Here is a 13,910-nt window from a genome sequence, read left to right on the forward strand (position 1 = left end):
GCAGGGGCGGCAGCAGCTAGGCCGCCGCCCCGGACCTGTATCAGCTTTCGTAGTGGTCACGCACCAGCTGGTCGAGCAGGCGCACGCCGAAGCCGGACGCCCAGCCCTGGCTGATCTCGTCCTTGACGGAGCCCATGGCCGTGCCGGCCACATCCAGATGCGCCCAGGGCACATCATTGACGAAGCGCTGCAGGAACTGTGCGGCCGTGATGGAGCCAGCGGTCCGCCCGCCGGTGTTCTTCACGTCCGCATTGGGGGTGTCGATCAGCTTGTCATAGGCCTTGGACAGCGGCAGACGCCAGACGCTTTCGCCAGTCGTCTCGCCAGCAGCAAACAGGCGCTGTGCCAGTTCGTCGTTGTTGGAGAACAGCCCTGCATTCTGGTTGCCAAGGGCGATGATGACGGCGCCGGTCAGGGTGGCCAGATCAATCATGAGCTTCGGCTTGAAGCGCTCCTGCGTGTACCAGAGCGCATCGGCCAGCACGAGGCGGCCTTCGGCATCCGTGTTGAGGATCTCGATCGTCGTGCCGGACATGGCACGCACGATGTCACCGGGACGCTGGGCATTGCCATCCGGCATGTTCTCGACGAGACCGATGATGCCGATGGCATTGACCTTTGCCTTGCGGGCAGCCAAGGCATGCATGAGACCGGTGACGGCCGCGGCCCCGCCCATGTCGCCCTTCATGTCTTCCATGCCTGCAGCGGGCTTGATGGAAATACCGCCGGTGTCGAACACGACGCCCTTGCCAACGAAAGCGACCGGGGCCTCATCCTTCTTGCCGCCGTTCCAGCGCATGATGACAAGCCGCGGCGGGCGGACAGAGCCCTGCGCCACACCAAGAAGCGCTGCCATCTTCAGCTTCTTCATTTCCTTTTCGGTGAGGATCTCAATCTCCACACCGAGCTTTTCGAGCTTCGCAGCGCGGTCTGCGAATTCCACGGGCCCGAGCACGTTGGCCGGCTCATTGACCAGATCGCGCGCAAGCAGAACACCCTCGCCGACAGCCTCTGCATCTGCGAAGGCCTTCTTGGCAGCCTTGGATTCCGGGCCGATGATATTGAGCGTCAGCTCGACCGGCTGGCCATCCTCATCTTTCTTTGTCTTGTAGGCATCGAAGCTGTAGGAGCGCAGCTTTGCCCCGAGCGCGAACTGGGCAGCCGCATTTGCGCTCACCTCACCACCGCCGGGAAGCTCCAGATAGACGATGGCATCGGCGGCACGGGCGCCGGCGAGCGCCGCCTGCACGGAACCGCCGAGCTTCAGCCAGTCGGTGTCCTGCATGTCCTGCGCCTTGCCGAGGCCGAAGACGAAAAGACGGTCGAGATCAAGCCCGCCGGGAGCCACGAGATCCAGCTTCGAGCCGCGCTTGCCCTTGAAGCCGCCGGCACCGGCCGCCCGGGCAAGACCGCCCGGCAGCGCATCCAGCAGGCCTGCGGCCAGCGGGCCGGCGGTCAGAGAATCATCGGCCAGAACGACAGCGGCAGGAGCCGGCGCAGCCGAAGCCTTGCCGAATTGGATTTTCGTAAGCTTGTTCATTTTTCCATCTTGGGTTCACCCGCCCGTAAAAGACGGGCCAGGATGCTGCAAATTCCATCAATGTGGCCTGATATGCCTTGTGCAGCAAGCCTTTGCCGAATAAATCTGCAGGCGGGCAGTCAGCTGCAGGCCAGCCTCCGGTGGCATTCAATTGCCATGATCGGATGTGACAGGTCTGCGGTCCAACCGCATTGCAGTCCGGCAGAGAGAATGAAGACACTCGAACGTTACATCATCCGCCGGTCTGTTTTCGTCTTCACGATGACCCTCGCTGCCATGACCGGCGTGGTGTGGGCGACGCAGGCCCTGCGCCAGCTGGATCTGGTCACGTCCAAAGGGCAGACCATCGTCCAGTTCATCTCCATCACGATGCTGGCGATGCCGTTTCTGGTGGTCATCGTGGCGCCTTTCGCGCTGATGATTGCCCTGATCCTCGTCCTGAACGCCTTGTCGAGTGACAGCGAGCTGATTGTCATCAATGCCACCGGCGGCTCCCGCTATCTCGTGCTGCGGCCTGTGCTCATTTTCTCTCTTGGTATCTGCCTGCTCACCGGGGTGATGTCGCTTTATGTTGCGCCGGAGGGGCTGGCGCGGCTGCGCGATGAAATCACGCGGGTGCGGGTAGATCTTGTGGCCAACATCGTGAAGCCCGGCCGCTTCATTTCCATGGCAGATGGCCTGACCTTCCACATCCGCAACCGCTCCGGTGATGGTGCGCTGGACGGCCTCCTGCTGCACGACACCCGTGATCCGGCGACGATTTTCACATATGAATCAGAGGTCGGACACATTGTGGAGATGGAAGGCCTTACTCTGCTGGTGATGCAGAATGGCACGATCCAGCGCCGTCCGAAGACGAGCGGCGACATATCGATTGTCCGTTTCCAGTCCTACGCCTTTGATCTTTCGAGCCTGATCCCGGATGCGGCAGAGCCAGTCTACAAGGCAAGCGAACGTCCGACCTGGGCTTTGATCCACGATCCCGAGCCGGATGAATTCGCCCGCCTTTATCCGCTGCGCATCAAGGCCGAGCTGCATAACAGGTTCAGCCAGCCGCTCTATGCCATTGCATTCGGCTTGATTGTGTTCGCGTTTCTGGGACAGGCGCGCACAACACGGCAGGACCGGGGGCTTGCCTTGCTGGGCGCGCTTGCAGGCTGCATCCTGCTGCGCACGGCAGGCTTCGGCGCAACCTCACTTGCAGGCAGTGAGGCAGCCCTCATCGCCGCCTATTATGTTGTGCCTGTGATAGGGATCATCCTGCCCGCCTGGTTCATCCTTCAGTCCGATACGGGCGCGGCGCCGCACTGGCTTGCGAGGCTGATCGAACGGATCACCGACTTCAGCGAACGCACCCAGGCGAGGCTCGCTGGCCGCCGCATGTCGAAGGGAGCCTGAACCTCATGCTGGGAGCCACCCTCTCCTTCTATTTCTCGCGGCGGTTTCTGCGGTCCATCCTCGGGTTGTTCCTGCTCGCAGCGATCCTGATCTTCCTGTTCGATGTGCTGGAGCTCCTTCGCCGTGCCGGTGAGCAGGGAGACCTGTCCGTCCTGCGTGTCAGCATCATTTCGCTTCTGCGCGTGCCCCTCCTGCTCGAACAGGTCATCCCTTTTGCTGTCCTGTTCGGCGCAATTTCGGCCTTCGTCACCTTGAGCCGCGGCCTGGAACTGGTCGTCACACGGGCGGCCGGCATTTCCGTCTGGCAGTTCGGCGCGCCGGCAGCCATGGTTGCGCTCATCCTCGGCGTACTTTCGGTTGTCGTTTACAATCCCGTCGCCGTCTGGATGCAGCAGCAGTCAGATCAGGTGGCAGCCGGTCTCTTTGGCGGTGAGGAAAGTTTTCTGCTGCAGACGACCAATGCCGTCTGGATGCGTCAGGATGGCCTGGATGGAGAATCCGTTCTCAATGCCGACCAGCTTCTTGCACAAGGCACCATCCTGCGGGGTGTGACCATCTTCACCTTCAATCGCCAAGGCCGCTTTGATGAGCGGATCGAAGCGCGGGAAGCCGAGCTGAACGAAGGTTACTGGGTGCTCAAGGACGCGACTGTCTACCGCACCAATGCCGATCCGCAGCGCCACAACACCTATCGGGTCAGCACATTCCTGACTCCGACCGAAGTGCGGGAGAGCATCGGCTCGCCCGAATCAATTTCCTTCTGGAACCTGCCCCGCTTCATCGAACTGGCCAGCCGCGCAGGCCTGCCTGCCTATCGCTATACACTGCAATATCAAACGCTTCTGGCCCGTCCCCTGCTTTTATTAGCGATGGTTCTCATCGCAGCAGCAGTTTCTTTAAAGGTTTCGCGCTTTGGTGGGCTCGGCAAGATGATTCTGGGTGGAATCGCCGCCGGGTTCGTGCTTTACGTTCTCTCTGAGCTCGCACGCGATCTCGGAGGGGCTGGCATAGTCCCGCCGGTGGTAGCTGCCTGGGCCCCAGGTGTGTTTGGAGTTCTCATGGGATTGACGATCCTGCTCAATCAGGAAGACGGCTAAATGGCGGATATCATGCGTCTCAAGTCGCGCTTTCTGAAGAAAGGTGCATGTGCCCCGGCTCGCGGTCTTATGATTCGCGGCCTCGGGACCGTTATTGCCTGCTCGCTGATCACGGCTCCCTGGGCAGCGCCTGTTGCTCTTGCACAGTCTCCCACGTCTGCGTCCGTATCGACGAACGTCAATCCGAACGCAGACATGCTGCTGGAGGCCGATGATCTCACCTACGACTACGACCGGGACAAGATTCTGGCGCGCGGCAAGGTGCAGATTTTCTACGACGGCTACACGCTGGAAGCGGACGAAGTGATCTTCGACCGCGGGTCTGCGCGCATGTTTGCCAAGGGTAACGTCAAAATGGCGGAACCTGATGGGAACATCATCACGACGCAGGAGATGGAGCTTACGGACAATTTCGCCGAAGGCTTCGCCCGTTCGCTGCAGGTGGACTCGCCCCAGCGCACCAGGTTCATCGCTGAGAGTGCCAATCGCGAAGGCAGTAACGTAACGACCTTCAACAATGGTCTCTACACAGTGTACACGCGCCAGCCTGCAGAGAAGCCACCGCTCTGGCGTCTGCGTGCGCAGAAGATCATCCACAATCAGCAGGAAAAGGTTGTCCGGTTCGAGGACACCCGGCTGGAATTCTTCGGAATGCCGGTGGCCTACATTCCGTACCTGTCGATGCCGGACCCATCCGTCAAACGCAAGTCCGGCTTCCTGACGCCGATAGCCTCGATTTCGTCCAATCTGGGTTATGGCGTGACCGTGCCCTATTATTGGGCGCTCAATCCGCATTATGACCTGACTGTTGCCGCTACCGGCTTTACCGAGCAGGGGGCTTTGGGAACCGCCGTGTGGCGCCAGGAGCTGGAACAGGGCAAGTACCTGATTTCGGGCGCGCTCATTTCGCAGAAAGATCCCTCCGCCTTCCTGACCAAGAGTGGGAACCGGACCTGGCGCGGCGTGCTGCACACGGAGGGTGACTATATCCTCTTCAACAGCTGGTCGCTGACATGGAACCTGACCTACAAGTCGGACCGCTCCTTCCTGTCGGACTATCAGCGCTTGAACATCGGCGGCGCCAGCGATCTTTCTGAGGTGGCCCTCTCCCGGAACTGGCAGAGAAACGCCATCAGCGTCCATGCCTACGCCTTCTCGATCTCTCAGGAAGACTACGACACCACCGCAAATGCACCCATCGGTCCGTTCGAACGGGTGGGGTCGAAGCTGCAGGACAAGCAGCCGTTCGTCTTCCCGGTTGCCGATGTCAATTACGTCTTCGATCAACCGATCGCAGGTGGAGAGCTGTCGTTCAAGAGCAACTTCACCAGCCTGACTCGCGCCGAAACCGACGCCTTTTCTGTTAATGGCGAGAACCGCTACCGCGGTGTGGACGGAACATTCTCGCGCTGGAGCATGAACACCCAGTGGCGGCGTACCCTGATCGATCCGATCGGACAGATGTTCACGCCTTTTGCCTATGTGCGCGGCGATCTGTTCTTCCTTGGCTCACAGGACAAGAACGTCACCACGCTGACGGATGAGGCCTTTGTTGGCCGCGTCATGCCTGCTGTGGGCCTGGAGTACCGGTATCCCTTCATCGCCAGCTTCAGCGGCGGCAACCAGATCATCGAGCCCATTGCTCAGATCATTGTGCGCCCGGATGAACAGCGCATTGGGGAACTGCCGAACGAAGATGCCCAGAGCCTTGTCTTCGACACGACAACCCTGTTCGCCTATGACAAGTTCTCGGGCTACGATCGTGCAGAAGGCGGAAGCCGTGCAAACCTTGGCTTAAGCTACAAGTTCCAGCTTGATAGCGGCGAGTATCTGAGTACGTTGTTCGGCAGGTCCTTCCAATTGTCTGGCCGGAACTCCTTTGCCAAGCCGGATCTGTTTGGCTCAACACTCGAGTCAGGCCTTGAGACCGGTGAATCCGACTATGTGGCAGGCTTCGCGCTGGATACGCGGCGCGGAGTCACGCTCGGTTCGCAGGCCAGGTTCGACGAGAAGGATCTTTCCGTGCGTCGCCTGCAGGTGCAGGCAACCGGCAGCTATGGCCCTGTTGTCAGCACCCTTGCCTATGCATTCATGGACAAGCAGCCCAAGCTTGGCATCAATGCGGACCGGGAAGAAATTCTGGCCTCGAGCAGCCTGCGGATTGCGGAGAACTGGCGCCTCTTTGGCGGCGTGCGCTATGATCTGAAGAATGAGAACATTGTCCAGGATTCCGGCGGCCTTGGCTATGATGACGAGGGCTTCTCCCTGTCCCTGTCGTATCAGCAGGATCGCAGCCGCAACAATGGCGAGCCGGTGAACCGGACTGTCTTCTTCCGCTTTGGTCTGCGCACCATCGGCGATACGCAGGTTTCAAGCTCTGCCAACGAGTGACAGAACGAAAGGCAGCCTTCATGCTGCCTTTCGCGCATCCGGCCTCACCGGGAAAGTTCTCTGCCCATCGTTCACGAAATGGTGGCCAGCACTTGCGTAAACGGCTCAATTTGGCCATTGTTTCAGGGCATTGCGTGGATCGAACGACTGACCGTGACTGGTTTGAACATCGTTACACGTCAAAATCATGTCCACGACGTCATAAGGGAGACGCCGGGATCACGTGCCGGCTGGGATGAGATGAAAAAATCACTGATGATCGCCTGCGCCGCTCTTTGCCTTGTGGCGGCAAACCCTGCCGGCGTTTATGCCCAGTCCGCCATCAAGGTGGTTGTGGATGACCAGGCCATCACCTCGTTCCAGATCGGGCAGCGCGCCCGTCTCATTTCCCTGACCGAACGCAAGAGCGGTGCGGCGGCAACGAAGGCCGCACAGGATGAACTCATCGACGAAGTGCTGAAGCTCAAGGAAGCCAAGCGCTACGGAATCACCGTGTCGAAGAAACAAGTCGACGATGCCTTTGCCACGATTGCATCCCGCGTCAAGCTCACCCCCGCCAATCTTGCAGCGGCTCTGCGCCAGAGCGGAGTTGACCCGGAAACGCTTCGTGACCGCCTGCGCACGGAAATCGCATGGTCCCAGATCCTGCGCCAGCGTTTTCAGGGCCGTGTCTCCGTCAGCGAATCCGATATTGCCGCGCAGCTTCAGAAGCTGAAAAGCGGCAAGGATGAGCCGCTGAAGAGCATCGAGTACCGGCTCGAGCAGGTGATCTTCGTGGTGCCTGAAAAGGCATCCGGCGGTTTCAAGGCTCAGCGCAAGAAGGAAGCCGAGCAGCTGCGCAAGAGCTTCACCACCTGTGAGCAGAGTTCCGATCAGGTCCGCGCCTACAGCGAGGTCGTGGTCAAAACCGTCGGTTTCCGCCTGGAAACCGAGCTTCCGGCCGACATGAAGGATGTGATTGCAAAGACGGCTGTTGGCCAGCTCACACCTCCGCAAGTCACACCGCGCGGACTTGAGATGATCGCTGTCTGCGGCAAGCGGGAGCTGACGTCCGATGTGGCGGCCCGCACCGAGATCGAGGACGAGCTGCGCCAGAAGGAAGGCGAGCAGCTGACCCGGCGCTACATCCAGGATCTGCGCCGCCAGTCTGTGATTTCCTACAGGTAACAAACCGGGCAAGGCTCCGCCGATGGCTGACATCCGTCTTCCGCTTGCCGTGACAAGCGGCGAACCCGCAGGCATCGGACCGGATGTAACCCTGCAATGCTGGGCAGAGCGGAGCCTTATGGTGCTGCCGCCCTTCTATGTCCGGACAGATCCCGATCTCTTGCGCAGCAGAGCCGCGCGGCTTGGCCTCGACGTGCCCATCATCGAAGTTGCACCGGAAGATGCCTGCGAAGCATTCTCCAGCGCGCTTCCGGTGGTTTCGGCCGGTCAAAGCGTGGCTGATCTGCCGGGAACGCCGGATTCAGCAACCGCCGCCGCCGTAATAGCTTCGATTGATGCATGTGTGGCCGATGTCCGCGAAGGCCGGGCAGCTGCCGTCGTCACCAATCCCATCGCCAAGAAGACGCTCTATGACGCGGGCTTCCGCCATCCCGGCCATACCGAATATCTGGGAGAGCTGGCCGCACAGTTTGGGGCCGGGCCCCATACACCCGTGATGCTGCTGGCGGGGCCTGAACTGATGGTGGTGCCTGTCACCGTCCATATTCCCCTCAGTGCCGTTCCCGCTGCCTTAACGGTTGACCTCATTCTTGAGACCGCACGCATCGTGGACAGGGACTTCCGGCAACGCTTTGGCCTTTCAAGGCCACGCATCGCCGTTACCGGGCTCAACCCGCATGCCGGAGAAGGCGGCAGCATGGGACGGGAAGACATCGATGTCATTGCCCCTGCCCTTGAGCAGCTGCGGAACGAGGGCATGGATGTCAGTGGCCCCTGGCCAGCCGATACCCTCTTCCATCCGGAGGCGCGCAAGACCTATGACTGCGTGCTCGGCATGTATCACGACCAGGTTCTGATCCCGGTCAAGACCATCGCCTTTGATGACACCGTAAACGTAACTCTCGGCCTGCCATTCGTGCGTACCTCGCCCGATCATGGCACGGCTTTCGATATTGCAGGAACAGGCAAGGCACGGCCGCAGAGCCTTGCAGCCGCCTTGCGCATGGCTGCCGTACTGGCTGAGCCGGAGCATCTTGCCGGAGAATCTTGAATGAGCCAGATCGACGATCTGCCCCCCCTGCGTGAGGTCATCCGCACCCATGGCCTCGACGCGAAGAAGTCGCTCGGTCAGAATTTCCTGCTGGACCTCAACCTGACATCCCGCATCGCGCGCTCGGCCGGTGACCTGTCCGCCTGCACGGTGGTCGAGGTCGGCCCCGGCCCAGGCGGTCTGACCCGTGCGCTGCTGGCCAGCGGCGCGCGCAAGGTGGTTGCCATCGAAAAGGACAGCCGCTGCCTTCCGGCCCTTGCGGAAATCTCGGCGCATTATCCGGGCCGCCTGGAGGTGCTCGAAGCCGATGCGCTGACAATTGATCCGGCCACCTTGAGCGAAGGCTATCCGGTCAAGATCGTCGCCAACCTGCCCTATAATGTTGGCACCCAGCTCCTGCTCAACTGGATCACCTCCCCCACCTGGCCGCCTTTCTGGGAATCGCTGACGCTGATGTTCCAGAAGGAAGTGGCAGAGCGGATCGTGGCCACGGTTGAGGATGATCCCTATGGCCGGCTGGGCGTATTGGCGGGCTGGCGGACGCGGGCGAAGATCCTGTTCGACCTCAATCCGCAGGCCTTCACCCCACCACCGAAAGTCACCTCATCGGTGGTGCATCTCACGCCCAATCCTACGCCCCTGCCCTGTGATCTGAAGGACCTGGAGCGGGTGACGGCGTCGGCCTTCGGTCAGCGCCGCAAGATGCTGCGTGCCTCGTTGAAGGGGCTGAAGGCGGATGCAGAGACGCGCATCAGCGATTGCGGTCTTGCCCCGACGGCACGGGCGGAAGAAATTGATATCGCCGGTTTCGTGGCGCTGGCCCGGCGCTTTGCCGAGGCCTGATCGAAACGCCTGGTCAGAAGCTGACCCGGTCAGCCCAGCAGACGCCGGGCACCGCGCCAGATCAGCCACTGGCGCCGCAGCTGGGAGAGGGAGACCTCGGAGCGCAGCGGGTCATACCCCTTCTGCTCCATTTTCTCCAGAAACGCCTCGACAAGCGTAACCGGCAGGAAGGCTGGCACGATCGCAGGCGTGCAGACCGCTTTCAGGCTCTTCACGCGGCCGAGATGGTGGCGGATATGCTCGCGCATTTCGGCCAGAGCTGCCCCCAACTCGGGCGTTGCCTCACCCCGGAACAGGGTTTCCCGGTCCACTCCATGCCGGTCAAGCACATCGGCTGGCAAATAAAGCTGCCGCCGGGACGCATGCCAGGGCAGAGCACGCAGCAGCCCCGTAAGGCCGTAGGCAACGCCCGCGTGTCCCGCAAGGTCACACGTGCCGGCCTCATCACCGCCCGCCAGAATGATCGAGGCCAGCTGCATCAGCGCGGAGGACGTCTCTCCGGCATAGCCCTCCAGATCATGCAGGGTTGGCATGGGATCGTCGTAAAGATCAAAGACGCGCGCATCAATCAGCCCCTGCAAGGCCGCGACAGGCAGGCGGTAGCGCTCAATGGTGCTGGCAAGTGCTGCGGCCACCGGGTTGGCATTGGCATCACCATGCGCGCTGCCGGCAAGAAAATCCCGCCACCACTGCAGGCGGACCTCGCCGGGCAGAGGATCCCGCACCAGCTCACGCACCCGTGCCACTTCCATGTTGAAGGCATAAAGGGCCATAAGCCCGCCGCGATGCTCGTCCGGTGCGAGCAATGCCGTCAGATAGCGGTCAGGGTCGAACTGGCGCACCAGCGCCTGTGCGTGGTCAAAATTCGTCTGCATTCTTGCCTAGATAGGCCTCTTTCCAGCGTGGACCAGAGCGGTGAACTGCGGATGCAGCCGGATCACACGGCACCGCCCGGTGCTGCTTGACAGATCATTCCACCGCAATCAGCGCTGCAGCCGCCGCACGGTCTTCCGAAAGAAGGACGTTGAGCGTGCGCACGGCCGCGCCTGTGGACATGGGTTCGGCCTTGATCCCGGCCTCGCGGAACAGGGCGCGCAACTCACTTCCGAGAGGCTTGAGCTCATTGCCGGTGCCGATCAGCAGCACTTCGATGTCTTCTGCCTGCTCCAGAACCCTGGAGAAAGCCCCGGGGGTGAGGCCAGCCATACCCGTCACGTCCCAGCCGTGAATGCCGCTTGGCAGGCACAGAATGGAACCGTGATGAGACATGCCTGCAAAGCGGAACCCGCCGCCTCCATAGGAGTCGACGGGCGCGCGTCCGGGGAAGTGAGCCTTGCGGATTTCCATGAAACCGCCTTCAGGCCGTCTTGGCCGCTGACTTGCCGTCCTTGGCACCATCCTCTTCCTCTCCACCGCCTGTGCCGCGCAGGTTGAACAGGATGAGCATGGGAGCCGCGAGGAAGATTGACGAATAGGTGCCAATCACCACGCCGATGATCATCGCAAGCGTGAAGGACTGAATGACCTCACCGCCGAAGATGTAGAGCGCCAGCAGAGCGATCAGCGTCGTCACCGAGGTCATTGTCGTGCGGGCCAGCGTCTCGTTGATCGACAGGTCCAGAAGCTCGGGAAGCGGCATCTTCTTGTAGCGGCGCAGGTTCTCGCGGATGCGGTCATAAACCACGACCGTGTCGTTCAGCGAATAACCGATGATGGTCAGAATGGCCGCAATGCTCGACAGAGTGAAGTCCAGCTGCAGAATCACGAAGAGACCAATCGTCACGATCACATCGTTGAGCGTCGTCAGGATCGCTCCGGCGGCAAACTGCCATTCGAAGCGGAACCAGACGTAGAACAGGATGCAGATCAGGGCCACCGTGACGCCCATCGTGCCGGCGAAGGCCAGTTCACCTGAAACGCGCGGACCAACGATCTCAACGCGGCGGAACTCCACCTGACCTTCGAAGGCTTCGCGGATGTTGTTGATGGCAGCCTGCTGGGACAGCTCGCCGCCATCCTGCTGCTCGATGCGGATCAGCACTTCGTCAGGATCGCCGAACTGCTGCACCTGGACATCGCCGAGGTTCAGACCTGACAGATCGCCGCGGATGGCCGCAAGATCAGCGGGACCTTGCGTCTTCAGCTCGATCAGGCTGCCGCCCTTGAAGTCGATGCCGTAGTTGAGACCCACCGAGAAGAACAGGCCGAAGGAAGCGATGGCAATCAGGATGGACAGCGGAAAGCTGACCTTCCTGAACCACATGAAGCGGTACTTGGTGTTGTCCGGAAAGAGACGGAGCAAAGCCATAACGTGTTTCTCCCGGATCAGAGCGCAAGCTTCGTCGGACGGGCCCTGCGGACCCAGATGGCGACGAGAAGCCGAGTGAAGGTGAAGGCGGTGAAAACCGTCGTCAGGATGCCGATGGCCAGCGTTACGGCAAAGCCGCGCACCGGACCGGATCCCAGCTGGAACAGCACGAGTGCCGCAATCAGCGTTGTCACGTTGGCGTCCACGATGGTGCCGAAGGCGCGGGAGAACCCGGCATCGATCGCCGAAATGGCCGAACGTCCGGCACGGTACTCTTCGCGGATGCGCTCGTAGATGAGCACGTTGGCGTCCACCGCCATGCCGATGGTCAGCACGATACCTGCGATGCCGGGCAGTGTCAGCGTCGCCTGCAACAGCGTCAGCATCGCAAAGATCAGGATCACGTTGACGGTCAGTGCAATGTCCGCAAACAGCCCGAAGCGGCCATAGGCGAGGATCATGAAGATGACGACAGCAGCAGCACCGATGACGGAAGCCAGGCGGCCGGCATCAATGGAGTCCTGGCCAAGGCCCGGACCGATCGCCCGCTCCTCGATCACGGTCAGCTTAGCCGGCAGAGCACCGGCGCGCAGCAGCACCGCCAGATCGTTTGCGGTCTGAACGGTGAAATTGCCAGAGATCTGACCCGACCCTTGAGTGATCGGCTCATTGATGCGCGGAGCCGAGATCACCTCATTGTCGAGCACGATGGCAAAAGGACGGCCGACATTCTGAGTGGTGACCGTTGCGAACTTGCGCGCGCCCGCCGTATTCAGGCGGAAGCTGACAACAGGCTCGTTGTTCTGCTGGTTGATCGAGACCTGCGCGTCGGAAAGATCCTCGCCGGTCATCAGCGGCACTTCCTCAACGAGGTAAGGCATCGGAGGATCATCCACCGAGTTGATCACCACGGTACCTGCCGGCGGTCTGCCCTGCATCGCCTGTTCGGCGGACATGGTGGTATCGACGAGGTGGAAGGTCAGCTGCGCCGTCTGGCCGATCAGCGACTTCAGACGCTCGGGATTCTGCTCGCCCGGCGCTTCCACGAGAATACGGTCGGTGCCCTGGCGCTGGATGTTCGGCTCAGTCGTGCCCAGCTCATCCACGCGGCGGCGGATGACCTCGATCGACTGCTGAACAATTGATGCCATGCGCTGGTTGAGGCCGTCTTCGGTGAAGGTGAAGCGGACGAGGCCGTCATTGTCCACCGAGAGGGCAAACTCATTGACCGAGCCGCCGCCGAACAGGGAATTCACCAGCGGATTGACCAGCGGCTGCAGGCGCTCGCGCACATCGTTCAACCGGTCCATATCCCGGATGCGCAGCTGCACGCTCTCACCCTGGATGCCAAGACCTGTGTAGCCGATGCGCGGTTCCTTGCGCAGTTCATTGCGGATCTCACCTGTCAGCGTCGTCAGGCTCTTCTGGATGTAATCCTGCCGGTCGATCTCATAGAGCAGATAGGCACCGCCCTGAAGATCGAGACCAAGCACAATCTGGCGCTGGGGAAGCCACTTGGGCCAGGATGCAAGTGTCGATGCCGGAAGAAAGTTCGGCAAGACGGACACAATGCCCGCAAGAATCACACCAATGATCAGTGCGATCTTCCAGCGTGCGAAATAGAGCATGTCGAAACGCCTGTATTAAGGCCCGGCACTAAGGGCCGGGCCAATGGGATCCGCAGGGATTGGATTATTCGCCGTCCTTGACCGGCTCGGACTTGGAACGCACTTCCTGCACCATGGAGCGCACCAGACGCACGCGCACGCCGTCAGACAGTTCAACCTGCACTTCCGATTCGTCGACCACCTTGACCACCTTGGCAATGAGGCCGCCAGCGGTCACCACCGTGTCGCCGCGGCGCAGGTTGGCGATCATTTCCTGATGCTTCTTCATCCGCTGACGCTGCGGGCGGATGATGAGGAAATACATGATGGCAAAGATGGCCACGAAGGGCAGCATCTGGATCAGGAAATCGGGGCCACCGGCACCGGTCTGGGCATAGGCAGGGGTAATCAACATCAAGCTCTCCTCGCAGAAGGGCGATTCTCGCCAGTGGCGGATGGCACCACCAGTTTATTTCTGGTTTCGCCTTCATCAGATTGCGCGGACTAT

12 protein-coding genes are annotated in these 13,910 nt (G+C 61.0%); 6 read left to right on the forward strand and 6 right to left on the reverse strand.

Annotated features, from left to right (window positions below; genetic code table 11):
- Positions 1-40 precede the first annotated feature (40 nt).
- Positions 41-1,540 (reverse strand): leucyl aminopeptidase, encoded by a 1,500-nt coding sequence (locus tag H163_RS0116415; RefSeq protein WP_019965699.1) that lies wholly within the window; start codon positions 1,538-1,540, stop codon positions 41-43.
- A 210-nt stretch (positions 1,541-1,750) separates the two neighbouring features.
- Between H163_RS0116415 and lptF the strand changes: the two genes are divergently transcribed.
- From lptF to rsmA, 6 genes are all read left to right on the forward strand, one after another.
- Positions 1,751-2,938 (forward strand): LPS export ABC transporter permease LptF, encoded by a 1,188-nt coding sequence (gene lptF / locus H163_RS0116420; RefSeq protein WP_019965700.1) that lies wholly within the window; start codon positions 1,751-1,753, stop codon positions 2,936-2,938.
- A gap of 5 nt (positions 2,939-2,943) precedes the next feature.
- Positions 2,944-4,035, forward strand: coding sequence for an LPS export ABC transporter permease LptG (gene lptG / locus H163_RS0116425; RefSeq protein WP_019965701.1), 1,092 nt, complete (start codon positions 2,944-2,946; stop codon positions 4,033-4,035).
- Positions 4,036-6,426 (forward strand): LPS-assembly protein LptD, encoded by a 2,391-nt coding sequence (locus H163_RS0116430; protein ID WP_019965702.1) that lies wholly within the window; start codon positions 4,036-4,038, stop codon positions 6,424-6,426. It abuts the gene before it with no gap.
- A gap of 240 nt (positions 6,427-6,666) precedes the next feature.
- The gene (locus H163_RS0116435) at positions 6,667-7,593 is read left to right on the forward strand and encodes a peptidylprolyl isomerase (RefSeq protein ID WP_208975424.1); all 927 of its coding nucleotides are present in this window, start codon (positions 6,667-6,669) and stop codon (positions 7,591-7,593) included.
- 22 nt (positions 7,594-7,615) lie between these two features.
- A complete protein-coding gene (pdxA, locus tag H163_RS0116440) occupies positions 7,616-8,644 on the forward strand; it encodes a 4-hydroxythreonine-4-phosphate dehydrogenase PdxA (protein ID WP_019965704.1) in 1,029 nt (342 codons plus the stop codon).
- Positions 8,645-9,487: a 16S rRNA (adenine(1518)-N(6)/adenine(1519)-N(6))-dimethyltransferase RsmA gene (rsmA, locus tag H163_RS0116445; protein WP_019965705.1), complete on the forward strand. Its 843-nt coding sequence runs from the start codon at positions 8,645-8,647 to the stop codon at positions 9,485-9,487.
- 29 nt (positions 9,488-9,516) lie between these two features.
- Here the strand turns inward: rsmA and H163_RS0116450 are convergent, their stop codons facing one another.
- The 5 genes from H163_RS0116450 to yajC all read right to left on the reverse strand — a co-directional run bounded on the left by H163_RS0116450 (position 9,517) and on the right by yajC (position 13,817).
- Positions 9,517-10,362, reverse strand: coding sequence for a phytoene/squalene synthase family protein (locus tag H163_RS0116450; protein WP_019965706.1), 846 nt, complete (start codon positions 10,360-10,362; stop codon positions 9,517-9,519).
- A gap of 94 nt (positions 10,363-10,456) precedes the next feature.
- Positions 10,457-10,834 carry an Mth938-like domain-containing protein gene (locus tag H163_RS0116455; RefSeq protein WP_019965707.1) on the reverse strand — a complete coding sequence of 126 codons (378 nt, stop codon included), beginning with the start codon at positions 10,832-10,834 and terminating at the stop codon, positions 10,457-10,459.
- A 10-nt stretch (positions 10,835-10,844) separates the two neighbouring features.
- Positions 10,845-11,795, reverse strand: a complete 951-nt coding sequence (gene secF, locus H163_RS24830; protein ID WP_019965708.1) for a protein translocase subunit SecF — start codon at positions 11,793-11,795, stop codon at positions 10,845-10,847.
- 17 nt (positions 11,796-11,812) lie between these two features.
- A complete protein-coding gene (gene secD, locus H163_RS24835) occupies positions 11,813-13,423 on the reverse strand; it encodes a protein translocase subunit SecD (RefSeq protein ID WP_019965709.1) in 1,611 nt (536 codons plus the stop codon).
- A gap of 64 nt (positions 13,424-13,487) precedes the next feature.
- Positions 13,488-13,817 carry a preprotein translocase subunit YajC gene (yajC, locus tag H163_RS0116470; RefSeq protein ID WP_019965710.1) on the reverse strand — a complete coding sequence of 110 codons (330 nt, stop codon included), beginning with the start codon at positions 13,815-13,817 and terminating at the stop codon, positions 13,488-13,490.
- Positions 13,818-13,910 lie beyond the last annotated feature (93 nt).

It is taken from the genome of Pannonibacter phragmitetus DSM 14782 (assembly GCF_000382365.1).
In the GTDB taxonomy this organism is placed as follows: domain Bacteria; phylum Pseudomonadota; class Alphaproteobacteria; order Rhizobiales; family Stappiaceae; genus Pannonibacter; species Pannonibacter phragmitetus.